General features: G+C 72.1%; 26 protein-coding genes. 15 read left to right on the top strand and 11 right to left on the bottom strand.

Translation table 11 applies throughout. The annotated features are described in order from the left end of the window. The first annotated feature begins 90 nt into the window (after positions 1–90). The 5 genes from ACIPSJ_RS30830 to ACIPSJ_RS30810 all read left to right on the top strand — a co-directional run bounded on the left by ACIPSJ_RS30830 (position 91) and on the right by ACIPSJ_RS30810 (position 3,796). Entirely contained in the window at positions 91–1,521 is a 1,431-nt protein-coding gene (locus tag ACIPSJ_RS30830; protein WP_401350980.1) for a diaminopimelate decarboxylase, read from the top strand. Between the two features lie 171 nt (positions 1,522–1,692). Beyond that, complete coding sequence (locus ACIPSJ_RS30825) at positions 1,693–2,082, top strand: hypothetical protein (protein ID WP_359212981.1); 390 nt, start codon at positions 1,693–1,695, stop codon at positions 2,080–2,082. Beyond that, positions 2,079–2,873, top strand: coding sequence for a transcriptional regulator (locus ACIPSJ_RS30820; protein ID WP_355717322.1), 795 nt, complete (start codon positions 2,079–2,081; stop codon positions 2,871–2,873). Before ACIPSJ_RS30825 ends, ACIPSJ_RS30820 begins: the two co-directional genes overlap by 4 nt. 31 nt (positions 2,874–2,904) lie before the next feature. Next, positions 2,905–3,405, top strand: coding sequence for a roadblock/LC7 domain-containing protein (locus ACIPSJ_RS30815; protein WP_359212978.1), 501 nt, complete (start codon positions 2,905–2,907; stop codon positions 3,403–3,405). A 16-nt stretch (positions 3,406–3,421) separates the two neighbouring features. Further along, a complete protein-coding gene (locus ACIPSJ_RS30810) occupies positions 3,422–3,796 on the top strand; it encodes a hypothetical protein (RefSeq protein WP_359212976.1) in 375 nt (124 codons plus the stop codon). Between the two features lie 7 nt (positions 3,797–3,803). On the opposite strand, the gene ACIPSJ_RS30805 is transcribed toward ACIPSJ_RS30810, so the two are convergent. From ACIPSJ_RS30805 to ACIPSJ_RS30795, 3 genes are all read right to left on the bottom strand, one after another. Beyond that, positions 3,804–4,406 (bottom strand): hypothetical protein, encoded by a 603-nt coding sequence (locus ACIPSJ_RS30805; protein ID WP_359212973.1) that lies wholly within the window; start codon positions 4,404–4,406, stop codon positions 3,804–3,806. Between the two features lie 97 nt (positions 4,407–4,503). Beyond that, a complete protein-coding gene (locus tag ACIPSJ_RS30800; RefSeq protein ID WP_359212970.1) occupies positions 4,504–5,346 on the bottom strand; it encodes a MurR/RpiR family transcriptional regulator in 843 nt (280 codons plus the stop codon). Next, positions 5,343–6,851 (bottom strand): aromatic amino acid ammonia-lyase, encoded by a 1,509-nt coding sequence (locus tag ACIPSJ_RS30795; protein WP_401350900.1) that lies wholly within the window; start codon positions 6,849–6,851, stop codon positions 5,343–5,345. Before ACIPSJ_RS30795 ends, ACIPSJ_RS30800 begins: the two co-directional genes overlap by 4 nt. Positions 6,852–6,992: 141 nt before the next feature. Between ACIPSJ_RS30795 and ACIPSJ_RS30790 the strand changes: the two genes are divergently transcribed. The 6 genes from ACIPSJ_RS30790 to ACIPSJ_RS30765 all read left to right on the top strand — a co-directional run bounded on the left by ACIPSJ_RS30790 (position 6,993) and on the right by ACIPSJ_RS30765 (position 11,582). Then, complete coding sequence (locus tag ACIPSJ_RS30790; protein ID WP_401350898.1) at positions 6,993–8,042, top strand: ABC transporter ATP-binding protein; 1,050 nt, start codon at positions 6,993–6,995, stop codon at positions 8,040–8,042. Further along, positions 8,039–8,680, top strand: a complete 642-nt coding sequence (locus tag ACIPSJ_RS30785; protein ID WP_355717305.1) for an ABC transporter permease — start codon at positions 8,039–8,041, stop codon at positions 8,678–8,680. Before ACIPSJ_RS30790 ends, ACIPSJ_RS30785 begins: the two co-directional genes overlap by 4 nt. Position 8,681: 1 nt before the next feature. Next, a complete protein-coding gene (locus ACIPSJ_RS30780; protein ID WP_359212961.1) occupies positions 8,682–9,344 on the top strand; it encodes an ABC transporter permease in 663 nt (220 codons plus the stop codon). 10 nt (positions 9,345–9,354) lie between these two features. Beyond that, a complete protein-coding gene (locus ACIPSJ_RS30775) occupies positions 9,355–10,284 on the top strand; it encodes an ABC transporter substrate-binding protein (RefSeq protein ID WP_359212958.1) in 930 nt (309 codons plus the stop codon). A 131-nt stretch (positions 10,285–10,415) separates the two neighbouring features. Then, complete coding sequence (locus ACIPSJ_RS30770) at positions 10,416–11,102, top strand: carbonic anhydrase (protein ID WP_401350896.1); 687 nt, start codon at positions 10,416–10,418, stop codon at positions 11,100–11,102. 72 nt (positions 11,103–11,174) lie between these two features. Further along, the gene (locus ACIPSJ_RS30765; RefSeq protein ID WP_401350894.1) at positions 11,175–11,582 is read left to right on the top strand and encodes a hypothetical protein; all 408 of its coding nucleotides are present in this window, start codon (positions 11,175–11,177) and stop codon (positions 11,580–11,582) included. Between the two features lie 351 nt (positions 11,583–11,933). Here the strand turns inward: ACIPSJ_RS30765 and ACIPSJ_RS30760 are convergent, their stop codons facing one another. Beyond that, positions 11,934–13,325, bottom strand: a complete 1,392-nt coding sequence (locus tag ACIPSJ_RS30760) for a cystathionine beta-synthase (protein WP_401350892.1) — start codon at positions 13,323–13,325, stop codon at positions 11,934–11,936. Between the two features lie 150 nt (positions 13,326–13,475). Here ACIPSJ_RS30760 and ACIPSJ_RS30755 point away from each other — a divergent pair, with 150 nt between their 5' ends. The 3 genes from ACIPSJ_RS30755 (at position 13,476) to ACIPSJ_RS30745 (ending at position 17,043) form a co-directional block, all read left to right on the top strand. Next, on the top strand, positions 13,476–14,525 hold the full coding sequence (locus ACIPSJ_RS30755; RefSeq protein WP_359212946.1) for an SGNH/GDSL hydrolase family protein: 1,050 nt from the start codon (positions 13,476–13,478) through the stop codon (positions 14,523–14,525). Positions 14,526–14,767: 242 nt separating this feature from the next. Continuing rightward, entirely contained in the window at positions 14,768–15,988 is a 1,221-nt protein-coding gene (locus ACIPSJ_RS30750; RefSeq protein ID WP_359212943.1) for an acetyl-CoA C-acetyltransferase, read from the top strand. Positions 15,989–16,260: 272 nt separating this feature from the next. Further along, positions 16,261–17,043 (top strand): hypothetical protein, encoded by a 783-nt coding sequence (locus tag ACIPSJ_RS30745; protein ID WP_355716355.1) that lies wholly within the window; start codon positions 16,261–16,263, stop codon positions 17,041–17,043. Between the two features lie 168 nt (positions 17,044–17,211). On the opposite strand, the gene ACIPSJ_RS30740 is transcribed toward ACIPSJ_RS30745, so the two are convergent. Further along, positions 17,212–17,523 carry a hypothetical protein gene (locus ACIPSJ_RS30740; protein WP_359212939.1) on the bottom strand — a complete coding sequence of 104 codons (312 nt, stop codon included), beginning with the start codon at positions 17,521–17,523 and terminating at the stop codon, positions 17,212–17,214. 118 nt (positions 17,524–17,641) lie between these two features. On the opposite strand from ACIPSJ_RS30740, the gene ACIPSJ_RS30735 reads away from it, so the two are divergent. After that, positions 17,642–17,872 carry a DUF4287 domain-containing protein gene (locus ACIPSJ_RS30735; RefSeq protein ID WP_401350891.1) on the top strand — a complete coding sequence of 77 codons (231 nt, stop codon included), beginning with the start codon at positions 17,642–17,644 and terminating at the stop codon, positions 17,870–17,872. 73 nt (positions 17,873–17,945) lie between these two features. On the opposite strand, the gene ACIPSJ_RS30730 is transcribed toward ACIPSJ_RS30735, so the two are convergent. From ACIPSJ_RS30730 to ACIPSJ_RS30705, 6 genes are all read right to left on the bottom strand, one after another. Beyond that, on the bottom strand, positions 17,946–18,806 hold the full coding sequence (locus ACIPSJ_RS30730; protein ID WP_359212936.1) for a Bax inhibitor-1/YccA family protein: 861 nt from the start codon (positions 18,804–18,806) through the stop codon (positions 17,946–17,948). Positions 18,807–18,964: 158 nt separating this feature from the next. Then, positions 18,965–20,140 carry a 4-hydroxybenzoate 3-monooxygenase gene (locus tag ACIPSJ_RS30725; RefSeq protein WP_401350890.1) on the bottom strand — a complete coding sequence of 392 codons (1,176 nt, stop codon included), beginning with the start codon at positions 20,138–20,140 and terminating at the stop codon, positions 18,965–18,967. A gap of 201 nt (positions 20,141–20,341) precedes the next feature. Beyond that, entirely contained in the window at positions 20,342–21,016 is a 675-nt protein-coding gene (locus ACIPSJ_RS30720; RefSeq protein ID WP_355716340.1) for a hypothetical protein, read from the bottom strand. Positions 21,017–21,131: 115 nt separating this feature from the next. Beyond that, positions 21,132–23,036, bottom strand: a complete 1,905-nt coding sequence (locus ACIPSJ_RS30715) for a hypothetical protein (RefSeq protein WP_401350888.1) — start codon at positions 23,034–23,036, stop codon at positions 21,132–21,134. A gap of 88 nt (positions 23,037–23,124) precedes the next feature. Next, on the bottom strand, positions 23,125–23,343 hold the full coding sequence (locus ACIPSJ_RS30710) for a hypothetical protein (RefSeq protein WP_355716335.1): 219 nt from the start codon (positions 23,341–23,343) through the stop codon (positions 23,125–23,127). A gap of 80 nt (positions 23,344–23,423) precedes the next feature. Beyond that, on the bottom strand, positions 23,424–23,639 hold the full coding sequence (locus ACIPSJ_RS30705; protein WP_207921928.1) for a hypothetical protein: 216 nt from the start codon (positions 23,637–23,639) through the stop codon (positions 23,424–23,426). Positions 23,640–23,716: the final 77 nt, after the last annotated feature.

Raw genomic sequence — 23,716 nt, 5'->3', positions numbered from 1 at the left:
AATAGAACTAGTCAATACATCCGTCCGCCAGCGTGCGCCCGATCCGGATGTTTGGCTGGACTTATGGGCCTTATCGGTGCGGACGACGACATGTCGGGGAGCGTCGTGGAAGCGAACGAAGAGATCGCAGAGATCAACGAGGTCGACGAGACCGAAGCGGGCGGGGACGACGGCGAGCGGGTCGTGCGGCGGGACGCCGCCGTGCGGGCGGCGGTGGAGCAGGGACTGCTGGGGCCGGACGCGCCGATCGTAGGCCTGTTGGACGTGACGGGCATCCGCGCCTCGGCCGCGGCGCTGCACCGGGCGTTCGAAGCGGTCGCGGCGCCGGGCACCGCCATCCTGCACGCCTTCGCGGTGAAGGCGAACCCGCTGGTGCCGGTGGTGCGGCTGCTGGCCGCGGAGGGCATCGGCGCCGAGGTGGCGAGCGCGGGCGAGCTGGCGCTGGCCAGGGCGGCCGGGGTGCCGGTGGCGCGGACGGTGTTCGACGCGCCCGCGAAGACCGAGGCGGAGCTGCGCGAGGCGCTGGCGCTGGGCGTGGCCGTGAACGCGGACAACCCGCAGGAGCTGCGGCGGATCGACGCCCTCGTCCGGGGCGGCGGCGCCACCCGCTCGGCGCTCGGGCTCCGGGTGAACCCGCAGATCGGGGCCGGCACCATCGGGGCCACCTCCACCGCCACCGCGACCTCGAAGTTCGGGGTGGGGCTGCGCGACGAGGGGGCCCGGGAGTGGGTGATCCAGGCGTTCGCGGACCGGCCGTGGCTGACGCGGCTGCACGCGCACATCGGCTCGCAGGGGATCTCGCTGTCGCTGCTGGCGCGGGGCGTGGCGGAGACGTACGCGCTGGCCGAGGAGATCAACGCGCGGACCGGGCGGCGGCAGGTCGACACCCTCGACATCGGGGGCGGACTCTCGGTCAACCTCGCCTCGGAGGTGACGGAGCCGACGTACGCGCAGTACGCGCGGCTGCTCGCGGAGGCGGTGCCGGGGCTGTTCGACGGGCGGTACGGGCTGGTGACGGAGTTCGGGCGGTCGCTGCTGGCCCGGCACGGGACGGTGGTGGCCCGGGTCGAGTACGCCAAGAGCTCCGGCGGGCGGCGGATCGCGGTGACGCACGCGGGGGTGCAGGTGGCGTCGCGGACGGTGTACGTGCCGGGGACCTGGCCGCTCAGGATCGCCGCGTACGACGACAAGGGGCGGCCCAAGGAGGGGCCGGCGGTGGTGCAGGACGTGGCGGGGCCGGCCTGTTTCTCCGGCGACCTGCTCGCCGAGGGACGCGCGCTGCCGCTGCTGGAGCAGGGGGACTTCGCCGTCGCGCTGGACACCGGGGCGTACTACTTCGGCACCCACTACTCCTACAACTCCCTTGCCCGGCCCGGAGTTTACGGCTTCGCACCGGACGGCGACGGGGGCCTGGCGTTCGCCGTCGTACGGGAGCCGCAGACGGTCGCCGAGGTCGTGGCCGATTCCGGAGGGGCGCACGCGGACGCGCTCACCACCCTGCGCGCTTCCGAGCGCCATTGAGACAGGAGGGACACAGGGATCAACTGGTGTGAAAAGCAGCCCAGTTGACCAACACTAGCCTGCCGGACGCACGTTCCACTGGAAAATGCCAAACGACTCACCCCTCCCGCACACGTTGCGTAGTGTCTGCGTCACTCAACCGGAGTCCCAGGGGGCGGGAGGGGAGCCACGGTGCCCGGAATCGACGAGTGCTTACTGGAAGCGATGCGTCTGCCCGGTGCCCGGGGGGCCGCGCTGGTGGACTGGACGAGCGGGCTGGCCCTGGGCACGGTCGGGGAGGCGCCGGGCGGTGACCACGAGACCACCGCCGCGGAGGCCGCCGAACTGGCCCGGCTGGCCGCCGAGCACGGGGCGTTCAGCACCGGGGACGACATCGACGTGAGTCCTCCGGTGGAGGACCTGATCGTCAGCAACCGGGACAGCTACCACCTGCTGCGGTTCGTGGTCACGTCCTTCGACGCCACGGTGTTCCTGCACCTGTGGCTGGCCCGCGAGGACGGCAACCTCGCCCTCGCCCGGATCCGGCTCGGCGAGATGGCCGAGCGGCTGGTGCTGGGATGACCGTGGTCGAAACACCTCCGCCGCTGCCGGTCCGGGACCGGACGGCCGCACCGGACCGGGCGCCCGGCGCGCTCTCCCCGATGCTGATTCGCCTCGCCGAGGAACGGGCCACCGGTGTCCTGATCCGCGAGCACGGCACCCTGCACCTGGCCGAGGGCCGCGTGGTGCACGCCGAGAGCCCGCTCGCCCCCGGCCTCGACGTGCTCCTCACGGCCCACGGCACGCTCGACCCGGCGGTCTGGCCGTGGACCGACGACATACCGGCCGCCGCGCACCGGCTGCTCGCCGCCGGTCTGCTGCCGAGGGGCGCGCTGGAGGTCGCCCGGCTCGGCGCGCTGTTCGACGCCGGGTACTTCGCGCTCGCGCCGAGCAGCACCCCGGGCCGGTTCCGGTACGGCGCCACCTCGGCGGCCGGACCGTTGCCCGCGATCCCCGTCACCGCCCTGGACCGCGAGACCCTGCGCCGGCGCGAGCTGCTGGACCGCCTGTGGCCCGACCCGGCGATGGACGGCGCCCCGCTGATCCGCGCCGACCCCCTCGCACCGCCGCCGGTCACCCTCCGGCAGCGGGCGGTCCTGGACCGGGTGGACGGTGTCCGCACGGCCCCGGAGATCGCCCGCGAGCTGGGCCGGCCGGCCTTCCACACGCTGGTGGACGTACGACGGCTGGCGGCGGCCGGGCTCCTCGTCAAGGGGCGTCCCGTGGCCGCCGCCCCGCCCCGGATCCCCCCGGTCACCGACCCCGACATCGCGCTGCTGAAGAGGCTCAGGGATGCGCTGGAGGCCCTTTGAACGGCACCGCCCCGCCGAGAGGAGACAGCTGATGGCGGCAGAAGCCGGCAGCTCCGACAGAGAAGCCGTCCTCGACGAACTGCGCCGGCTGCGCACCCGGATGCCCCAGCTCACCGGCGCGCTCGCGGCCGGCGTCGACGGCCTCGTCGTCGCCCATGACCTCCCCGGCGTCGACCCGGAGGGCCTGGCCGCGCTCACCGCGGCCGAGCTCGGCGTCGCCGTCCGCGTCTCCGACGCCACCGGCAAGGGCGAGCTCAGGGAACTGCTGGTGCGCGGCGAGGACGGCTATGTCGCCACCTACGCCGCCGGCCGCAGTGCCGTCCTCACCCTGCTCGCCGAGGACCGGGTGAACGTCGGCCGGCTGCACCTGGAGGGGCGGCGCGCCGCCGCCCGGATCGGCGAGCTGGTGGACGCGGCCGAGGACGCCGCCAAGGCCCTGCGGCCCGCCCGCGCCACCACCACACGGACCAGAACCACGCGCACGCCACGGACCAGCACCACCACCGACGCGCGCACCGCAACCGACAGTTGAGAGGAACCAGAAAGTCATGGCCAACACCGAAACCGCGCTGAAAGAGTGCCTGACCTCCATCGAGGGCGCCACCGGCGTGGCGCTCGTCGACTACACCAGCGGGATGGCGCTGGGCACGATGGGCGGCAGCAAGACCTTCGACCTGAACGTGGCCGCCGCCGGCAACACCGATGTGATCCGCGCCAAGATGCGCACCATGGAGCACCTCGGCCTCAAGGGCGACATCGAGGACATCCTGATCACGCTCTCCAACCAGTACCACCTGATCCGGCTGCTCAAGGGCCGCGGCGGCAACGGCCTCTTCCTCTACCTGGTCCTCGACCAGGCCCGCGCCAACCTGGCGATGGCCCGCCACCAGCTGAAGCGGATCGAGGAGGACCTGGAGGTCTAGAAGACCTTCAGACCAGCGCCGCGGTGCGCCGGCGGGACCCGCCCGGGGCCGCGTCGCCCGCCGCGATGCCGGTGCCGCGGTAGGCCTTGACGGTCTTGCCGGCCGGGCGGCCGCCGCGCTGGTCGAGCCAGTCGACGCGCAGCCACATCAGCTGCTCCTCGGTCTTCTCCCGGCGGCCCAGCCAGGCGGCCTTCAGCCGCAGCCCGGTGCCGGTCCCGGCGAGCAGCATGCCGCCCGCGGCGGGCACCGCGAAGGAGCTGCCGAGCGCGACGGCGAAGGCCAGCAGCAGCCACCAGCGGTGCCCCCGGCGCCAGTTGCGCACGGTCACCGCCCGGTCCTGGAGGACGTCGTGCTTCCCGGCCCGGGCGGCTCCGTGCAGCAGCGCGGTGTACCGCTTGCGGCGGGTGAGCGCCACGACGGCGGCGCCGACGAGGAACAGCGCGGCCCCGGCCAGCACCCCGATCCGCCGCCCGGTGATCCCCGGGGGCAGCACGCCGACGCCGGCCGCGAACACCCCGGACCACCACAGCGGGGCGGCCCCGGCCCGTACGACCACGGCCACCCGGGCCAGCCCCTGTCCGCCGCGCCCCTCTCGTCCCGCACGCGCCATGTCCGCTGCCTCCTCGCCGGTCTCGCCCCTGTCCGTGGGGTGGGACGCTAACCAGCGAACGTGAGACGAGTCTTAAAGCCGGGCCGGTCGCGGAGACTCACTCCACGAAGAGGCCCCGCGCCGCCGCCCGGGTGTCGAACTCCTCCAGGCGGGCCTGCGCGTCCGGCAGGTCGTCGCACATCGCCTCCAGCAGCACCCGGCCGAGCAGCATCGGCGCGCACGCGGTGTCGAAGGCGAGGCCGGTGCCGACGGCGGCGGGCAGCAGCAGGTCGGAGACCTTGGCCACCGGCGCGAACGCGGAGTCGGCGACGGTCACGACGGTCAGCCCGGCCTCCTTGGCATAGCCCAGGGTGTCCACGACCTCGCGCGGATGCCGGGGCAGCGCGAAGCACAGCAGCGCGGAGGCGCCGGCGAGGACGGCCGCGTCGATCCGGTCGTGGATCATCGTGCCGCCCTCGTTGAGCAGCCGGACGTCCGGGTGCACCTTGGCGGCGAAGTACGCGAAGCCGTACGCCTGGGAGGCGGCGGCGCGCAGCCCGAGGACCGGCAGCGGCCGGGAGGCGGCCAGCAGCCGTCCCGCCTGCTGCACCGGGCGCGGGTCGGCGAGCACCTCGGCCAGGTGCCGCAGGTTCTCGATCTCGGCCTCGACGGCCTGCTGGTACTCGTTGTACGACCCGTTGCCCACCGCCTGCTCGGGGGGCACGACCTCGCGCAGGTGCCTGCGCAGCGCCGGGTAGCCGTCGAAGCCGAGGGCGACCGCGAAGCGGGTGACGGAGGGCTGGCTGACCCCGGCGAGGTCGGCCAGCTCCACGCTGGACAGGAACGGCACGTCGGCGGCGCGCCGCACCATGCTGTGCGCGATGCGCCGCTGGGTCGGCGTGAGCCGGTGCCCCTCGAAGAGCGCCTGCAAGCGAGTCGCAGGGCTGTCGGTCACGTTCATGACGTGCTCCCCCTCCAGATGTCCGTGAACCGGTCGAGCAGCGCGGCCGCCGCCGTGACGTCGTCCGTGAGCGGCCGGTCGGCCGGGTCCGCCTCCAGCACCGCCTCGGCCAGCTCCAGCGCCCTGCCCGCCCCGAGCCCGGGTTCGGGCCTCAGTTCGCGCTGGCGCAGCGCCCGTACGGCGGCGACGAGTTCGCAGCCGACCACCAGACGGTACGCACGACAGGCGCGCAGCGTTTGACGGGCGGCGAGCGAGGCGAAACTGGCCTGCTCCTCGACGCCTCGGGAGAGTACAGCGTGCCCGAGGGAGGCGGGCGCGGAGAAGGCGCGCAGATCGCCGAGGGCGGCGCCGGCGGCGTACTCCAGGATCATCACGCCGGAGGAGGCGGGCTCCTGGTCGGCGAGGAAGGGGCGCAGGCGGGTGAAGGCGGGCTCGTTGAGGGAGGAGAGGCGGGACGTGGACAGGCGCGCGACCTGGGTGACCGCGAGCCGGAAGTGGTCCAGGGCGAGGGCGAGCTGGGCCTGGTAGAAGCCGCCGTGGTGGTAGGCGGCGAGGTCCTCGGCCGAGATGAGGGGGTTCTCGGCGGCGGCGTTGATCTCGATGGTGAGGACCTGCTCCAGGGCGTCGGCCGCGTCCTGGGCCGGGCCGTGGATCTGGGGCAGGCAGCGGAAGCCGTACGGGTCCTGGATCCGGCCGAGCGGCGGGGTCGGCCGGTCGGCCGCGCCGATCAGCTCCCGCATCCGGCGGGCGACCTCGGCGCTCCCCCGGTGCGGACGGGCCGCGTGCACCGGGGCCGCGAACGCCTCGTGGGAGCCGTCGACGGCCAGCAGAGACAGCGCCGCCACCACCTGGGTGGCCTCGATCAGCCCGCGCAGCTCGTGCAGGGCGAGCGCCGACTGGCCGAGGGTGAGGGCGTTGCTGCTGATCAGGGCGAGGGCGTCGTTGTTGTCGAGGAGCTGCGGCGGGGGTGCGCCTGCGCCCCTCCAGGGGTGCTCCCCGACCAGCGCGAGGCCCACCTGGGCCAGCGCCGCGATGTCCCCGGTGCCCACCGAGCCGAACTCGTTGACGGCCGGGTACGCGCCCGACTCCAGCGCCTCGCACAGCGCGGTGACCACGCTCGGCCGCAGGCCGGCGCCGCCCGCGAGCAGCTGGTTGGCCCGCACCGCGAGCATGGCGCGGACCTGCCGGGCGGGCAGTTCGTCGCCGATCGCCCCGGCGTGGCTGCGCAGCAGCCGCAGTCCGTGTCCGGCGGCGGCCTCGGTGGGCACGGTCTCGTTCCGGTTGGCGCCGACGCCGGTCGAGCGGCCGTAGACGCGGCCGGTCGCGGCGATCTGCCGGGCCGCGTCCCAGGACTCCTCGGCACGGCGCATCCCGTCCGTGCCGGGGACCGGCCGGGCGGTGCCGTCGGCGAGCCGGACGACGTCCTCGACACCCATGCCGATGCCGTCGAGGACCACCAGGCCAGAGTGTGCTGTTCCGAGAGTGTCCACGATACGAGACGACATCACGCCCAAACTCCCCTCAATCCGGACACTCGATCTTGCGTTGCGGTCATCCGTTACCTCGGATTAACGCCAGACCGTTGACAATCCATTCACTTACCGAGAACTCTGCATGACGTTATACAGCCGGGCAAGGGACATCTCATGATCCAGTTCGACGCGGTCCACAAGCGCTTCCCCAACGGCACGACAGCAGTCCATGATCTCTCTCTGGAGATGCCGGAGGGCGGGGTCACCGTCCTGGTCGGCTCCTCCGGTTGCGGCAAGACCACCACCCTGCGGATGATCAACCGGATGGTCGAACCGACCTCCGGCACGATCCAGGTGAACGGCAAGGACGTCACCGAGCAGGACGCCGCCGAACTGCGCCGCTCCATCGGGTACGTCATCCAGCAGGCCGGCCTCTTCCCGCACCGCACGGTGCTGGACAACGTCGCCACCGTCCCGCTGCTGCTCGGCTGGAACCGGAAGAAGGCCCGCGCCCGCGCCGCCGAACTCCTGGAGACCGTCGGCCTGGCCGCCGACGCCGGCAAGCGCTACCCGCACCAGCTCTCCGGCGGCCAGCAGCAGCGCGTCGGCGTGGCCCGGGCGCTCGCCGCCGACCCGCCCGTCCTGCTGATGGACGAGCCGTTCGGCGCCGTCGACCCGGTGGTCCGCACCCAGCTCCAGGACGAACTGCTGCGGCTCCAGAAGGAGTTGAACAAGACCATCGTCTTCGTCACCCACGACGTCGACGAGGCGGTCCGGCTGGGCGACCGGATCGCGATCTTCCGCACCGGCGGCCACCTGGTCCAGTGCGCCCCGCCCGCCGAACTCCTGGCCCGCCCGGCCGACGACTTCGTGGCGGACTTCCTCGGCGCCGAGCGCGGACTGAAGCTGCTCTCCCTGAAGACCCTCGCCGGGGTCCCGCAGGGCCCGGCCCCCGAGGGCGGCGCCTGGACCCTCGTACTCGACGCGGAGCGCAAGCCCCTGCACTGGGCGGCCGAGTCCGCGGACACGGAGACCGAACTCCCGGTACGGCCGCTGAAGGACGGCGACTCGCTGCTCTCGGCCCTCGACGAGTCGATCGCCTCCCCGACCGGGCTGGTCGCCCGGGTCGACGCGCAGGGCGTGCTGACCGGTGTCTCGTCCCGCGACGACATCCACGCGCACGCCGGCCAGGCCCACTCCGAGGCCCGGGCGGTGGCCGCATGACCATCGACTGGTCGTGGATAGGCGACCACACCGACGACCTCACCAGCCTCACCCTCTCGCACCTCCAGGCCGCGATGACCGCCGTCTTCTTCGGCCTGCTGATCTCGCTGCCGCTCGCGGTCCTCGCCCACCGGGTCCGCCCGCTGCGCGGCTTCCTGCTCGGCCTGTCGAACGTGCTCTTCACGATCCCCTCGATCGCGATCTTCGTCCTGCTGCTGCCGATCAGCGGCCTGACCCGGACCACGACCGTCATCGGCCTGACCGTGTACACGCTGGTCGTGCTGCTCCGGAACACGGTCGAGGGCCTGGACTCGGTCCCGGCGAAGACCAAGGAGGCGGCGAAGGCGATGGGGACACGCCCGCTGCGCACCCTCCTCACCGTCGAGCTCCCGCTCGCGCTCCCCGTGATCTTCGCGGGCATCCGGATCGCGACGGTCATGTCCATCTCGCTGGTCTCGGTCGCCACCTACATCGGCGACGGCGGTCTCGGCCAGCTCTTCACCGACGGCTTCCAGCGCGACTTCCCGACCCCGGTGATCGTGGGCGTGGTCCTCACGATCCTGCTCGCGGTGGTCGCGGACGCGCTGCTGGTGGCGCTCCAGTACGTACTGACCCCGTGGCGGCGGAGGCGAGCCTGACATGTTCGAACTCTTCAAGAACCTCGGCACCTGGCTGACCAGCGGCTCCAGTTGGGCCGGGTCCGACGGCATCGCCCACCGCCTCGCCGAGCACCTCCAGTACTCGCTGCTCGCCACCCTGATCGCCGCCGCGATCGGCCTGCCCCTCGGCCTGCTGATCGGCCACACCGGCAAGGGCGCGTTCCTCGCCATCAACCTGGCGTCCTTCGGCCGCGCGCTGCCGACCGTCGGCCTGGTGGTCCTGGTCTTCCTGGCGGGCGGGCTCTCGATGCTGCCGGTGTACGTGGCGCTGGTCGCCCTCGCGGTCCCGGCGATCGTCACCAACACCTACGCCGGGATGACGGCCGTCGACCCGGACGTGAAGGACGCGGCCCGCGGCCAGGGCATGCGCGGCCACCAGGTCCTCGTCCAGGTCGAGCTGCCCCTCGCGCTCCCCCTGATCATGACGGGCCTGCGCCTCGCCCTCATCCAGGTCGTGGCCACCGCCACCATCGCCGCGTACGTCTCCTTCGGCGGCCTCGGCCGCTACGTCTTCGACGGACTCGCCCAGCGCGACCTCGTCCAGGTGCTCGGCGGCGCGGTACTGGTCGCGCTCGTCGCCGTCGTCCTCGATCTGCTGCTGAGCAGCCTCCAGCGCTTCCTCTTCCGCCACCGCACTGCCTAGGGAACCCGAGATGAACCGTCGCACCCTCCTCGGTGGCCTGCTCGCCGCCGGTTCCGTCCCCGCCCTCGCCGCCTGCTCCAGCGGCATCACCTCCCTGAACGAGAGCAGCGGTTCGACCGCCGGCGGCGGCTCCAGCAAGGGCGGCATCACCATCGGCACCGCCAACTTCACCGAGAACCAGGTGCTCGGCTACCTCTACGCGGCCGTGCTCCAGAAGGCCGGTGTGAAGGTCAAGGTCCGCCCCAACCTCGGCACCCGGGAGATCGTGATCCCCGCGCTCAAGGCCGGCGACATCGACCTGCTCCCCGAGTACCAGGGCGCCCTCCTCAACTACCTGGCCCCGAAGGACGCCTCCGCCGAGCCGGGCACCATGCAGAACGCGCTCACCCTCGCGCTGCCCGCCGGGCTCCAGGTGCTGCCGTACGGGCAGGCCGCCGACTCCGACTGCTTCGTCGTCACCCGGGCGACCGCGCGGAAGTACGGCCTGACCTCGCTCGCCGACCTGGCCAAGCAGAACGGCAAGCTGGTCATCGGGGCCGCGCCCGAGGTCAAGAAGCGGCGGGTGGGCGCGGTCGGGCTGCAGGAGGTGTACGGGGTCGAGTTCAAGGAGTTCAAGTCGCTGGACTCCGACGGGCCGCTGGTCAAGGGCGCGCTGAAGAAGGGCGACGTCGACGTGGCGAACCTCTTCACCACCGACACCGACATCGCGGCCAACGACTGGGTGGTGCTGGCCGACCCCAAGAACCTGATCCCCAGCCAGCACATCGTCCCGCTGATCGCCGACCGCAAGGCCGACGACACCGTCCGCAAGGCCCTCGCCCGGCTGGGCAACGTCCTCACCACCGACCAGCTCACCCAGCTCAACAGCCAGGTCGACAACGACAAGAAGGACCCGGAGGACGTGGCGGCCGCGTACGCGAAGCAGCACGGGCTGGCCTGACCGGCACCGCGCGCGGCGGCCGATGATCTGCCGACGGAAGTGTCAAATATCCGCAAACAGGCACAGGGAGTAATCGGCCGACTGCCTACGGTGATGGGGCGTCATCGGCACCACACTCCTGAGGAAGCGTCATGGCCTCGAACCGCAGGGCCTTTCTGACCGCCACCGCCACTGTCACCGCGACCGTCACCGCCACCGCCGTCGGCGTCCTGGCCGCCGTCTCCGCCCCGGCGGCGGCCGGCACCGCACCCACCACGGCCGCCGCCGCGCTGGACGAACTCCTCGCCGGCAATCGCCGGTACGCGGCCGGCCGGCCCCGCCGCCCGCGCGACATCGCCGGCCACCGCCGCCGGCTCGCCGCCGGACAGCACCCGTTCGCGGTGGTCCTCGGCTGCATCGACAGCCGGGTCGTGCCCGAGCTGGTCTTCGACCAGGGCCTCGGGGACCTGCTGTGCATAAGGACGGCCGGGCAGGTGCTGGACGAGGCCGTGCTCGGCTCGATCCAGTACGGCGTGGCGGAGCTGCGGGTCCCGCTGGTCCTGGTCCTCGGCCACGAACGCTGCGGCGCCGTCGCCGCCACCCTGGACCATCTCCGCTCCGGCACGCCCGTCCCGGGCCATCTGGAACTCCTCGTCGCCGAGATCACCCCGGCCGCCCGCCGCACCAGGGCGCTGCCCGGCGACTGGGCCGAGCACACCGTGCGGGCGCACACCGCGTGGGTGCGGGACGCGATCCGGGCGGACTCCGCGTTCGCGGCGGCCTCGGTGGTCGCGGCACGGTTCGACCTGGACAGCGGGCTGGTGTCGCTGCTCCCGTGAAGGCGGACCCCCGCACGAACGCGGGGGATTACCCCAGTGCGGCGGGCGCCCCCGCTCTCTACCGTGGGCGGCATGACGGACGCGCGTGACACCGACCTGCAGAAGGACCTCGCCGCCACCCTGCACGCCCGCAGGGAGCTGGGGCCCGAGTACGAGTCGGAACTGGCCGACTCCTTCGTGGAGAAGCTCGACCAGCGCATCGACGGCGCGGTGGAGCGGCGGCTGCGCCGGGGCCTGGCCGAGCAGCAGATGCGGGTGGCCCGGGGGGTGCGGCGCCCGAAGGGCACCGACTCCTGGGGCGAGCGGTTCGGCTTCGGGATCGTCTCGCTGGTACTGGCGATCCCGCTGTCGGCGATCGGCGGTGCCTTCGGGGGCATGACGGGCCTGATCGCCACCTGGGTCGGCATCGCCGGTGTCAACGTGGCCCAGGCGGTCCGTCTCAACCCCGGTCTGTTCCGCCGGGGCGACCGCGAAGACTGAGCCCGGACACACGGGGTGGGGCCGGAAATGTAATGCGCGGGGACCGCCGCACCCCCGTTACCGGGGGGCGGGACGACGGCGGTCCCCGCGAGGGACGCGAGCCGGGTCAGGGCCGGGCTTGCGCGTCCGGGCGTCCATGGAGGTCCGGGAGCCGCTCCGGAGGTCCTTGGACGTTCGGTGCCGGCCGGGGCGGGGAGCCGCTCCCGCCCTGCCGACACCCACTAATCTGCCGGACCCGTGTTAAGCGTGTGCTGCGCGGACGTGACACGCTCGTACCACTTCCGCGAAGTCCACCACTCGGACGGGAAACCGTAAGTTCCCCGGCTTCACGGCCAGTTCACCGCACGTTCGCTACTGCTTGCCGCCCTTGGCGAGAAACGCCAGCAGGTCCTGCCGGCTGACCACACCGGTCGGCTTGCCCTCGACGAGGACGATCGCCGCGTCGGCCGCGCCCAGCACCGTCATCAGGTCCGCGACCGGCTCGCCGGAGCCGACCTGCGGCAGCGGCGCGCACATGTGCTTCTCCAGCGGGTCCTCCAGCGAGGCCCGCTTGCTGAACAGCGCGTCCAGCAGCTCGCGTTCGACGACCGAGCCGACGACCTCGGCGGCCATCACGTCCGGGTGGCCGGCGCCCGGCTTCACGACGGGCATCTGCGAGACGCCGTACTCGCGCAGCACCTCGATGGCCTGTCCGACGGTCTCGTCCGGGTGCATGTGGACGAGGGAGGGGATGATGCCGCCGGCCTTGTCGCTGAGCACGTCGCCGACGCGGGCGCTCGGGCCCTCGTCCTCCAGGAAGCCGTAGTCGGCCATCCACTCGTCGTTGAAGATCTTGCTGAGGTACCCACGGCCGCTGTCCGGGAGGAGTACGACGACCACGTCGTCCGGGCCGAGCCGCTCCGCCACCCGGAGCGCGGCCACGACCGCCATCCCGCAGGAGCCGCCGACGAGCAGCCCCTCCTCCTTGGCCAGCCGCCGGGTCATCTGGAAGGAGTCCTTGTCCGACACGGCGACGATCTCGTCGGCGACGGTCCGGTCGTAGGCGGTCGGCCAGAAGTCCTCCCCCACGCCCTCGACGAGGTACGGCCGCCCGGAGCCGCCGGAGTACACGGAGCCCTCCGGGTCGGCGCCGACCACCTGGACGCGGCCGTCACTGGCGTCCTTCAGGTAGCGGCCGGTGCCGGAGATCGTCCCGCCGGTGCCGACGCCCGCCACGAAATGGGTGATCTTCCCCGCCGTCTGCTCCCACAGCTCGGGGCCGGTCGAGTGATAGTGCGACAGGGGGTTGTTCGGGTTGGAGTACTGGTCCGGCTTCCAGGCGCCGGGCGTCTCGCGGACCAGCCGGTCGGAGACGTTGTAGTACGAGTCCGGGTGCTCCGGGTCCACGGCCGTCGGGCAGACCACGACCTCGGCGCCGTACGCGCGCAGCACGTTGATCTTGTCGGTGCTCACCTTGTCGGGGCACACGAAGATGCACTTGTACCCCTTCTGCTGGGCCACGATCGCCAGCCCCACCCCGGTGTTCCCGCTGGTCGGCTCGACGATCGTCCCGCCCGGCTGCAGCTCCCCGCTCTTCTCCGCCGCCTCGATCATCCGCAGCGCGATGCGGTCCTTCACGGACCCGCCCGGGTTGAAGTACTCGACCTTGGCGAGCACGGTGGCCCGGATGCCCTGGGTGACGCTGTTGAGTCTCACCAGCGGGGTGTTGCCGACGAGGCTGATCATCGAGTCGTGGAATCGCACCGTTGTCTCCGGTTGCTTGCAAAAGGTGTGGTCCTAGTGGTGTGGCCAGCCTAAGGCCCCGCTCCGGAGGTTCACTCCCCGTTGAGATTGACGCACGGGCTGTACGGGGCAAGGAGTGGATGAGCGGCAACGAGGAGGTGGCGGCGACGCATGACGAACATGTCGAGGGCGCGGGTGGCCCGGCGGATCGCGGCCGGGGCGGCGTACGGCGGCGGCGGGGTCGGGCTGGTCGGCGCGGCCGCGGTGGGCCTGGTGCTGGCCGAGGTGCGGATGGCCAGGACAGCGGTGGGCAACGGCAACAGCGGCGGACGGGTGCCGGCCGCCGACGGCCGTTACGGCGACGCGTACGACAGCGGTGAGCCTCCCCTGCGGCTGACGATGCTCGGCGACTCCACGGCGGCGGGGCAGGGCGTGCACCGGGGTGCCCAGACGCCCGGCGCGCTGCTGGCCTCCGGCCTCGCGGCCGTGGCCGAACGCCCGGTCGAGTTCAGCAACGTGGCGCAGCCCGGCGCCCAGTCCGACGACCTGGACCGCCAGGTGGCGCTCGTCCTGGGCACCGCCTCGCCGGTCCCCGACGTCTGCGTGATCATGATCGGCGCCAACGACGTCACCCGCCGGATGCCGCCGACCCGTTCCGTGCGCCACCTCTCGGCGGCGGTACGACGGCTGCGCACGGCGGGCGCCGAGGTCGTCGTCGGCACCTGCCCCGATCTGGGCACGATCGAGCCGGTACGGCAGCCGTTGCGCTGGCTGGCCCGGCGGGCCTCCCGGCAGCTGGCGGCGGCCCAGACGATCGGCACGGTGGAGCAGGGCGGCCGCACGGTGTCGCTGGGCGACCTGCTGGGCCCCGAGTTCGCGGCGAACCCCCGCGAGCTCTTCGGCCCCGACAACTACCACCCCTCGGCGGAGGGCTACGCCACGGCGGCGATGGCCGTCCTCCCCACGGTCTGCGCGGCCCTCGGCCTCTGGCCGGCGGACGAGGAGCGCCCCGACGTCACCCGCCGCGAGGGCTTCCTCCCGGTCGCCCGCGCGGCAGCGGAGGCCGCGGCCGAGCCCGGCACCGAGGTCACCGCGGCCATGCCGACGGGGCCGCGGGGACCGTGGGCCCTGCTGAAACGGCGCCGCCGCCAGCACGTGGAGGCCCTCCCGTCCGACCAGGCTTCCGAAGAGACGAGGTCGAGGGCGGGCACCACCGACTAGGGAGACGGCGGGCGAAGCGCCCCGTCAGGGGCGCGGGGCTGTATCGATGTGCGGCTACCGCCGCGTGGGCGCGACCAGCCCCCACGCACCCGCACCCGGCGACGCACCCCACCACATCAGCCAAGCAAGCGCTTAGAAAGTGCGGCCAGTGTCACACCCCGACACCGGTGACCGATGACATACGTACGGGTAACTTCCCAAGCACCCCTGCCAGTCCGTACAGACGTCAATGGAGCCGTGAGATGCCCGAAGCAGTCATCGTCTCGACCGCCCGTTCCCCGATCGGCCGCGCCGTCAAGGGCTCGCTGAAGGACCTGCGCCCTGACGACCTCACCGCGACGATCATCCAGGCCGCCCTCGCCAAGGTCCCCGAGCTGGACCCCAGGGACATCGACGACCTGATGCTCGGCTGCGGCCTCCCCGGCGGCGAGCAGGGCTACAACCTCGGCCGGATCGTCGCCGTGCAGATGGGCATGGACTTCCTGCCCGGCACCACGATCACCCGCTACTGTTCCTCGTCCCTGCAGACCAGCCGCATGGCCCTGCACGCCATCAAGGCCGGCGAGGGCGACGTCTTCATCTCGGCCGGTGTCGAGATGGTCTCCCGCTACGCCAAGGGCAGCTCGGACGGCCTCCCGGGCACCACGAACCCGCTCTTCGACGAGGCACAGGCCCGCACCGCCGCCACCGCCGCGTCCGAGGGCTCGACCTGGCACGACCCGCGCGAGGACGGCCTGCTCCCCGACCCGTACATCGCGATGGGCCAGACCGCGGAGAACCTGGCCCGGATCAAGGGCGTCACCCGCCAGGACATGGACGAGTTCGGCGTCCGCTCCCAGAACCTCGCCGAGGAAGCCATCAAGAACGGCTTCTGGGAGCGCGAGATCACCCCGGTGACCCTCCCCGACGGCACGGTCGTCAGCAAGGACGACGGCCCGCGCGCCGGCGTCACCCTGGAGGGCGTCTCCGGCCTGAAGCCGGTGTTCCGCCCCGACGGCCTGGTCACGGCCGGCAACTGCTGCCCGCTGAACGACGGCGCCGCCGCGGTCGTCATCATGAGCGACACCAAGGCCCGCGAGCTCGGCCTCACCCCGCTCGCCCGCATCGTGTCCACCGGCGTCACCGGCCTCTCCCCCGAGATCATGGGCCTCGGCCCGGTGGAGGCGAGCAAGCAGGCGCTCCAGCGCGCCGGTCTGACCATCGGCGACATCGACCTGGTCGAGATCAACGAGGCGTTCGCCGCGCAGGTGATCCCCTCCTACCGCGACCTGGACATCCCGCTGGAGAAGCTGAACGTGAACGGCGGCGCCATCGCCGTCGGCCACCCCTTCGGCATGACCGGCGCCCGCATCACCGGCACGCTCATCAACTCCCTCCAGTTCCACGACAAGCAGTTCGGCCTGGAGACGATGTGCGTGGGCGGCGGTCAGGGCATGGCGATGGTCATCGAGCGCCTCAGCTGATCCCCTGAGTGACCGTCACGGGACGCACCGTGACAACACGGCCCGATGTTCGAGAAAACCCCGAACATCGGGCCGATTTGTGATCCAATCTCCCTCAGGATGTGACCTATCTCCCTCTGCGGGGATATCGCCGCAGGTCAGCGCCACTGTCCGGGTAAACCCCAGGACCAAAGTCCTGTCCGTTTCGTGACGTTACGCACTGACAGCTGGATAGTCCACCCTTCAAGCTGATGTAGGAAGTCGGGGGTCGACTTTGAACCGGGAGTACGTCAGTGAGCGCCATGCCGATCGCCTTGCTGCTCACCACGGCCGCCACGGGCGCCGTGGGCGTCGCTGTCCTGCGCACCGTTCTGAAGCTGCGCCGTCAGGTCGCCGAGCTGCACACCCAGCTTGCCCAGAACCAGGCCGCGACGATGCGGGCCCTGCTGCCCGCCGCCCGCAGCCACGCCGACACGGACGAGATACGCGCCGCCGTGGCGGAGGCGCTGGCCGAGGAGCGGGAGCGGGAGCTGGCCGAGGCACGCGCCTTCTGGGCCGCGCAGGAGGCGCGTGACGTCTCCGACGCGCCGTCGCTGCTGGGTCTGGCGGACAACGAGCTGTTCCTGCCCCGGCAGAGCGACTTCGTGGGCCTGGAGCCGGTCGCCGAGCCGGCGACGGAGGCCGACGAGTTCGCCGGGGAGTCCCCGGAACTGTCCGCGGCCCGCCGCCGGCACCCGTCCCACCCGGACTTCGTACCGGTGCAGTCGCCGGTCGTGAACGACCACGAGCGGACGGTCGCGACGCTGGAGCAGCTGGCCGAGTCCCAGGTCGAACTCTCCGACGTGCGCCCCGGGCCGCTGGGCACGCTGGACGTCTATGTCTTCGCCGACGGCACGACCCTGTGCATGACGCCGGGGCACCGGGAGACCGCCGAGCGGCTGGCCGCGGCGCTGGGCGCCGGCGAGACGCCGTTCCTGCTGGGCGGCTCGGGGATCTCCGGCGCCTACACGCTGACGTTCGCGTGCGGCGAGGAGAACGTCTACATCCTGGCGGACCGGGTCATAGCGTCCCTGTGATGTGGCGGGGCGCCCAGGTGCTTCGTCGGGTGCGGGTGCGCTGTGGCTGGTCGCGCAGTTCCCCGCGCCCCTGAAGGGGCGCTCGTTGCAGCGCCCCTTCTTTTGCTTTTAGGGGCGCGGGGAACTGCGCGAGCAACCCCCACGCACCCGCACCCGACAACGCACCCCTCACACCCCCGCCCTCTTCTGCGCCTCCTCCACCAGGCGCACCGCGTCGCCGACCTCGGCGTCGCTCAGCAGCACCACCGCCAGGTCGTTCCCGGCCACGGTGATCTGGTCGGCGACCGCGAACATCCCCGCGTCCGGCATCTCGCGTGCCGCGGCGTCCGGTTCCTCGACGGTCCGCGCCCAGTCGGCCAACTGCCGGGCCAGCGCCAGCGCTTCCGCGGCGGCCCCCCGCTGCAGGCGGCTCTGCGGGGCCGCCCGCAACTTGTCGGCGAAGTGCTCCACGGCACGGGTCAGAGGCGTCGTATCAACCACGGCGTGAGCGTAACGCGTGCCGTCGGCTGTCCTGTCAGGACTGTTGCCAACACGCCAACACTCAGGCACGGTGACGTGAAGGACCGGCTACAACCCCCTTTGCGCACCGGAGGCGCCGATGTCCCAAGTCTTCTCCGAGGAGACCCATCGCAACATGCTCGCCCGCATCCCCCACTGCACCGGTCGTGAAGTGTCCGACTGGCTGCGTACCGTCGACGAAGGCCCGTCCCTCATCCGTTTCGAGGAGAAGGTCAGCTGGCTCCGCCATGAACACAACCTCGCGTACGGCCACGCGAAGGCGTTGATCCACGAGTACGACCTGAGGAGGGCCGCGCGCAAACTTCTCTAGGCGCGCACGCGCACAGACGGCGAAGGGCCCCGGGGTGACGACCCCGGGGCCCTTCTCAGCTCGTCTCGCGCGGCTAGTCGCTACTGCTGAAGATCGCCACCAGGCGCAGCATCTCGACGTAGATCCACACCAGCGTCATGGTGAGGCCGAACGCGGCCAGCCAGGCCTCGTTCTTCGGGGCGCCGTAGGCGATGCCGTCCTCGATCTGCTTGAAGTCGAGGGTCAGGAAGAACGCGCCGAGCAGGATCGCGATGATGCCGACGATCGCGCCGAGCGGGCCGAAGCTGCGCAGACCGCCGTCCTCGGCGACGCCGAAGGCGACCAGCAGCAGGTTGACCGCCATGACCACCACGAAGGCGATGGCGATGGCCATGCCGATGCGGGCGTAGCGGGCGGTGACCCGGATCCAGCCGGCCCGGTAGACCAGCAGGGTCGCGCCCGAGACCGCCATCGTGCCGAGCACCGCCTGGAACGGGGCACCGCTCCACTGGGTGTTGTACATCTCGCTGATGACGCCGAGGAAGACGCCCTCGAAGGCGGCGTATCCCAGGATCAGCGCGGGTACCGGGGTGCGCTTGAAGCTCTGGATCATGGCCAGGACGAACGCGACGATCGCGGAGCCGATGGCCAGGCCGTAGCTGGTGCTGGAGACCGGCAGCAGGGCCCAGGCGAGGACCGCGCCGACGGCGACCGTGCCGAGCGTCATCGCGGAGCGCGTGATGACGTCGTCCATGGTCATCCGGCCGGTGGTGGCCGGGGCCTGCGGCGGGGCGCCCTGCTGGACGTCCTGCTGCGCGTAGGGGTTGTTCGCGTACGGGTTCTGCGCGTACGGGTTGCCCTGTGCGTACCCGGCCTGCGGCGCGGTGTTGAAGCCCGCGTAGCCGTTGTCGCGGCTGAACCCCCGTCGCGAGAAGACCGGGTTGCTGCTCCTCATTTCACTCCTCCATGGCCACCTCGCGTGGCCTTGGCATCAAGAGTAATGGATTGGCAAAAGATTGACCCTACTACCTGCGGAGGATCTTTCCCTCACCGTGCTGCGCAACACGCTACGCGGAGCCTTGATTCCCGGCCATGGAGGGCTTCATTCCCACTTCATTCCAGCGGGAAGCCCGTGTACGCCTCCGCGAGGTCGGTCTCGGCGGCCCGGGAGGAGGTGATCCGGCCGAGCCGGGCTAGCTGGAGCCGGGCGTCGAAGGGGGTGTCGCCGGGGCCGGGGTGGAGCAGGGTCGTCATGTCGTACGAGAACCGCTCGGCCTGCCACACCCGGCGCAGGCAGGTCGCCGAGTAGGACTCCAGCAGGTCCGGGGAGCCCGTCTCCCGCTCGTGGGCCAGGGCGCGGGCGAGGGTGACGACGTCGCCGACCGCCAGGTTCAGCCCCTTGGCGCCGGTCGGCGGCACGATGTGGGCGGCGTCCCCGGCGAGCAGGACCCGGCCGTGCCGCATGGGCTCATGGACGTAGGACCGCATGGGGGTGACCGACTTCTGGGTGATCGGGCCGCGTTCCAGGCGCCAGTCGTCGTCGGTCTCGAAGCGCCGCTCCAGCTCGTCCCAGATCGCCTCGTCGGTCCAGGCCTCGGCGTCCGTGTCCGCCGGGACCTGGAGGTAGAGGCGGGAGACGGACGGGGAGCGCATGGACAGGAGGGCGAAGCCGCGCTCGTGGCGGGCGTAGACCAGTTCGTCGTGGGAGGGGGCGACATCGGCGAGGATGCCCAGCCAGGCGTAGGGGTACGTGCGTTCGAAGACCCGGGAGAGGGACTCGGGGAACGCGGTGCGGGCCACTCCCCAGAAGCCGTCGCAGCCGACGACGTAGTCGCACTCCAGGACGTCCTCCCGGCCCTCGTGCCGGAACCGGATGCGCGGCCGCTCGCTCTCCGCGTCCTCCACCGCCAGCGCCTCCGCCTCGAAGAGCAGCGGGCCGCCCTCCTTGAGCTGGAGGGCGATGAGGTCCTTGCAGACCTCGGTCTGGGCGTAGACCGTCACGGACCGGCCGCCGGTGAGACCGGGGAAGTCGACGCGATGGCGCTGCCGGGCGAAGCGCAGCTCGATGCCGTCGTGGCGCAGGCCCTCGCGGTCCATGCGCTCCCCGGCGCCGGCCGCGCGCAGCACGTCCACCGTGCCCTGCTCCAGGATCCCGGCGCGCTGGCGGTGCTCGACGTAGGAGCGGTCGCGGCTCTCCAGGACGACCGAGTCGATGCCCGCGTTGTGCAGCAGCCGCGCGAGGAGGAGCCCGGCGGGTCCGGCTCCGATGATGCCGACGGTGGTACGCATCGGTCGTTCCCTTCCCTGGACGGGGCGCCGTCGCCCCGCTCTGGCCGTGTGGTGCGTGGTGTTCGCGTGGTGAAATTTCCTTCACCATGTTCCTCCGAGTCTCCGCCGGGTCGTACTCCCTGTCAATGGACACGCCCGGCCGCCCGGCCCGCTGGAGGCGGTCGTGGGCCGGGCGGCCGGGAACGGAACGACGGGGCGGGGTCAGTGGCCCGGCCAGCCGTCCAGGTGGCGGTGCAGGGTGACGTCGGTCTTCGGGTCGCCCTTGGGGGCGTTCGCGACCGCGTCATGGAGGACGGCGGTGACCTCGGCGGCCAGTCCGTCGGCCCGCGTGCGCAGGTCGGCGGCGGGCAGGGTGGAGCGGGTCAGCTCGTCGAGCCGGCGGTGGATGTCGTCCAGCTTGCCGCGGGTGGCGGCGTCGAAGCGCAGCGCGGTCGGGGTGGAGACCACGAACTGGTAGGCGCCGGCCAGGGTCTGGCAGCCGGTGCACTCCTTGTTGGCGGCGTCGCTGAGGTTCACCGCGTTCAGGTGGGTGCGCTCCCCCGCGATCGTGACGATCTGGAAGGACAGCGCGACCGACCGGCAGTGGTCGTCCACCGAGCAGCCGGCCCCGACGGCGTTGGCCTGGTTGCGTGCCGTGGCCGCGTTCACCGTGCCGAACTGACGGACCGTGAAGGAGTCCCTGGCCTGGGTGTGGTGGCCCCGGTCGGCGTGGCTGAAGACATGGTCGGAGGCGAACGCGGCGTGCGGCGCGAGGGTGGCCGCCTGGGCCGGTACGGCGGTGGCCGCCCCGGCGACCCCGGCGGCGAACAGGCCGATCCGGAGGGCCCGCCGGGAGAGCGGACCTGTGGTGGTGCGTGGTTTTCGGTGACTGCTCATGGATTGCTCCTGCGGTAAGCGGTAAGCGATGAGTGGTGCGGTGACCGTGGGGCCGGCGGACCCGGTACGGCGGCGTGCGGCCGGCGGACCCGGTACGGCGGCCCGGTGCCGTGCGTCAGGACGTGGCCGGGGCCGGGCTCGGCGAGTCGCTGACCGGCGGCGAGGACGGGCTGGGCGTCGGGGACACCGGGACGCTCTCCGAGGGGGTGGGCGTCAGGGACGCCGGGACGCTCTCGGACGGCGAGGGCGTCGGCGCGGTGGCCGTCCCTCCGGTGGCCGGCGCCGGCGACTTGGTGGGCCCCTGGCCGGGGCCGCCGGGCACCGACGCGGACGGCGACGCCGAGGCGGAGGCGCCCCGCGAGGTCTGCTCGGCCGAGGGCCCCGCGCCGGCCCCGGCCGAGGGGGCCGGCTCGCCGGACACGGTGTCCGACGGGGCACCGGAGTCCTCCGGCTCGTCCGGGGTCGAGGCCTGCCGTGGCGGCGGTTCCTCGGTCGGCACCCCCGGCTGGAGGATCGGTGCGATCGGCGGCTGCTTGGGCAGCGGCTTCGGGGTCACCCCGGACATCCAGGCGTAGCTGAGCCCGGTGAGCCCGGCGAGAGCGAGGGCGCAGATCACCAGCCGGAGCCGGGGCCGGCCCGCGGTGGTGCGTTTCGCGGCCCGGATGATCCGCCCGCCGATCTTCACGGACAGGTAGACGACGCCGGCCATCGGGCAGAGCAGCATCACGCTGCCGATCGTCCCGACCAGGCCCTCGACGATCTTCCCGTCCACGAACGCCGAGCCGGTGCCGAGGAGTTGCTCGGTCAGCGAGCGGGTCATCGTGGTGAGGATCCGGGGCAGGTTCCACAGCGCGTAGCCGAGTTCGCCGATGATCAGCGGGACCATCGTCAGCACCCAGGTGGCGACGATGGCACGCGCCGACTTCTTCAGCCCGGCGACCTCCTCGCGGGCCTTGTCGCCCTTCGCCCCCGGCACCAGCGCGAGCAGGATCGGCTTGATCTTGCCGTACAGGTCCGGGACGCCGGCCAGGTCGCCGAGGATGTAGTAGCCGTCCAGCCGTACGGCCGGCATCAGCTGTTCCATGATCTCGAAGTGCCCGAGGTACACCGTGGCCAGGAAGAACTGGGCCCCGGTGGCGAAGTAGGCGCCGACCATCGCCAGCATGAAGACGACGTTGAAGTAGACACCGCCCAGGTCGGTGCGGAGCCGGCCGCCCCGTCCGATCCGGTAGACGTCGGTGACGTCGGTGTACATCGACGGCCAGATGAGGAAGAGCCCGCACCCGATGCAGCCGGGCCGGGCTCCGCCGTATCTGCACGCGGAGGCGTGGCCGAACTCGTGGAAGACGAGGGAGGCCACGGTGAGCACGAAGACGACGAGGATCAGGACCGGCTGGTCGAGCACCTCCAGGACGGGCTCGATCGCCCCGAAGAACCCGAACAGCCACACGTCCATGGCGACGGCCGAGCCCAGCACCAGCGCGACCACGGCCGGCCGGTGCAGCCACGCCAGCGAACGCGCGATCTTCGCCGTCCGCTTCTCGTTGAAGATGACCCGGTGGCCCTTGAGCGCGAGCAGCAGGTCGGAGCGCGGGGCGTCGACCTCGTCGTCCTCCTGGCCCTCCGGGACCGTCACCCCCAGCGGTTCCAGCTTCTTCTCGACGAGGAAGCGGATGTTCTCCCCGCTGACCTCGCGGCCGAAGCGGGCGCTGACCCGGTGGGCGATGGCCTCGGCATCGCGCACGCCGTCGACCGACGACGCCACCAGGTACAGCAGCCTGGACAGCTGGACGACCTGCCCGTCCCCCCGACGGGCGATGTACTTGGGCTCGGTGAAGCCCGACCCCTGGTACTCGCCGTGCAGCCGCAGTCCCGCGCTCAGCCTCGGAACCGGCGAGGCCGGGTCGACCACCGGCAGGTTGCCCGTCGCCACCTGCTCGTAGGTCACCGGCCAGCCGCCGGGTCCGGGCACCGGGCCCGTGTCGTACAGCGCGGCGGTCCCGTCTCCGAGCACCGTCATATGTGGTCTCCCCCCGGATCCCGCATGCACTTCCCCCCCCATGACGCGAGCGCCACCGCCGGGGCGACGGCGGTGGCGCTCCCGGGAACTACTGGGTGACGCTGATCGTCTGCGCGGCCGACGACTGGGCGGACGACCAGGCCGAGTGGTCGTTCAGCGCGGCGGACTGGTTGGACGCGTCGATGTTGGCGACGTGCTTGGTGACGTTGACCGTCTTGCCGAAGCTGAACTTCAGGCGGCCGAGGGCCTCGCGGCCCGGCAGCAGCTCGGCGGACTCGTTCTCCAGCTCGTTCATGTCCATGCTCATGACGGATGTCCTTTCGTTTCGTGTGCGATGAGGTCGATGCCGGTACCGGCGGTCCCGGCGCCGTGCGCGCCGGGGCGGTGTTACTGGGTGACGCTGATGGTCTGGGCGGCGCCGGAGTCGGCCACCGACCACGAGGAGTGGTCGTTCAGCGCGGCGGACTCGTTGTGGGCGCTGATGTTGGCGACGTGCTTGGTCACGTTGACCGTCTTGCCGAAGCCGAACTTCAGGCGGCCCAGGGCCTCGCGACCCGGCAGCAGCTCCGCGGACTCGGCCTCGAGCTCATGGGCGTCCATCATGATCTTTTCCCCCTCAGGGATAGACATTTCCGATCGGGACGGGTCAGGTTCCCCCCGGACTCCGTCCAATCTGGTCG

Origin of the sequence: Streptomyces sp. NPDC090088, assembly GCF_044747345.1 — a bacterium.
Classification (GTDB): Bacteria; Actinomycetota; Actinomycetes; order Streptomycetales; family Streptomycetaceae; genus Streptomyces.
This window is presented reverse-complemented; position numbering and strand designations above follow the sequence as displayed.

Excerpts from the sequence above, each read along its gene's own strand:
- ACIPSJ_RS30830 (WP_401350980.1), top strand. The coding sequence starts at position 91 with ATGTCGGGGAGCGTCGTGGAAGCGAACGAAGAGATCGCAGAGATCAAC.
- ACIPSJ_RS30820 (WP_355717322.1), top strand. The coding sequence starts at position 2,079 with ATGACCGTGGTCGAAACACCTCCGCCGCTGCCGGTCCGGGACCGGACG.
- ACIPSJ_RS30815 (WP_359212978.1), top strand. The coding sequence starts at position 2,905 with ATGGCGGCAGAAGCCGGCAGCTCCGACAGAGAAGCCGTCCTCGACGAA.
- ACIPSJ_RS30810 (WP_359212976.1), top strand. The coding sequence starts at position 3,422 with ATGGCCAACACCGAAACCGCGCTGAAAGAGTGCCTGACCTCCATCGAG.
- ACIPSJ_RS30805 (WP_359212973.1), bottom strand. The coding sequence starts at position 4,406 with ATGGCGCGTGCGGGACGAGAGGGGCGCGGCGGACAGGGGCTGGCCCGG.
- ACIPSJ_RS30800 (WP_359212970.1), bottom strand. The coding sequence starts at position 5,346 with ATGAACGTGACCGACAGCCCTGCGACTCGCTTGCAGGCGCTCTTCGAG.
- ACIPSJ_RS30795 (WP_401350900.1), bottom strand. The coding sequence starts at position 6,851 with ATGTCGTCTCGTATCGTGGACACTCTCGGAACAGCACACTCTGGCCTG.
- ACIPSJ_RS30790 (WP_401350898.1), top strand. The coding sequence starts at position 6,993 with ATGATCCAGTTCGACGCGGTCCACAAGCGCTTCCCCAACGGCACGACA.
- ACIPSJ_RS30785 (WP_355717305.1), top strand. The coding sequence starts at position 8,039 with ATGACCATCGACTGGTCGTGGATAGGCGACCACACCGACGACCTCACC.
- ACIPSJ_RS30780 (WP_359212961.1), top strand. The coding sequence starts at position 8,682 with ATGTTCGAACTCTTCAAGAACCTCGGCACCTGGCTGACCAGCGGCTCC.
- ACIPSJ_RS30775 (WP_359212958.1), top strand. The coding sequence starts at position 9,355 with ATGAACCGTCGCACCCTCCTCGGTGGCCTGCTCGCCGCCGGTTCCGTC.
- ACIPSJ_RS30770 (WP_401350896.1), top strand. The coding sequence starts at position 10,416 with ATGGCCTCGAACCGCAGGGCCTTTCTGACCGCCACCGCCACTGTCACC.
- ACIPSJ_RS30765 (WP_401350894.1), top strand. The coding sequence starts at position 11,175 with ATGACGGACGCGCGTGACACCGACCTGCAGAAGGACCTCGCCGCCACC.
- ACIPSJ_RS30755 (WP_359212946.1), top strand. The coding sequence starts at position 13,476 with ATGACGAACATGTCGAGGGCGCGGGTGGCCCGGCGGATCGCGGCCGGG.
- ACIPSJ_RS30750 (WP_359212943.1), top strand. The coding sequence starts at position 14,768 with ATGCCCGAAGCAGTCATCGTCTCGACCGCCCGTTCCCCGATCGGCCGC.
- ACIPSJ_RS30735 (WP_401350891.1), top strand. The coding sequence starts at position 17,642 with ATGTCCCAAGTCTTCTCCGAGGAGACCCATCGCAACATGCTCGCCCGC.
- ACIPSJ_RS30730 (WP_359212936.1), bottom strand. The coding sequence starts at position 18,806 with ATGAGGAGCAGCAACCCGGTCTTCTCGCGACGGGGGTTCAGCCGCGAC.
- ACIPSJ_RS30725 (WP_401350890.1), bottom strand. The coding sequence starts at position 20,140 with ATGCGTACCACCGTCGGCATCATCGGAGCCGGACCCGCCGGGCTCCTC.
- ACIPSJ_RS30720 (WP_355716340.1), bottom strand. The coding sequence starts at position 21,016 with ATGAGCAGTCACCGAAAACCACGCACCACCACAGGTCCGCTCTCCCGG.
- ACIPSJ_RS30715 (WP_401350888.1), bottom strand. The coding sequence starts at position 23,036 with ATGACGGTGCTCGGAGACGGGACCGCCGCGCTGTACGACACGGGCCCG.
- ACIPSJ_RS30710 (WP_355716335.1), bottom strand. The coding sequence starts at position 23,343 with ATGAGCATGGACATGAACGAGCTGGAGAACGAGTCCGCCGAGCTGCTG.
- ACIPSJ_RS30705 (WP_207921928.1), bottom strand. The coding sequence starts at position 23,639 with ATGATGGACGCCCATGAGCTCGAGGCCGAGTCCGCGGAGCTGCTGCCG.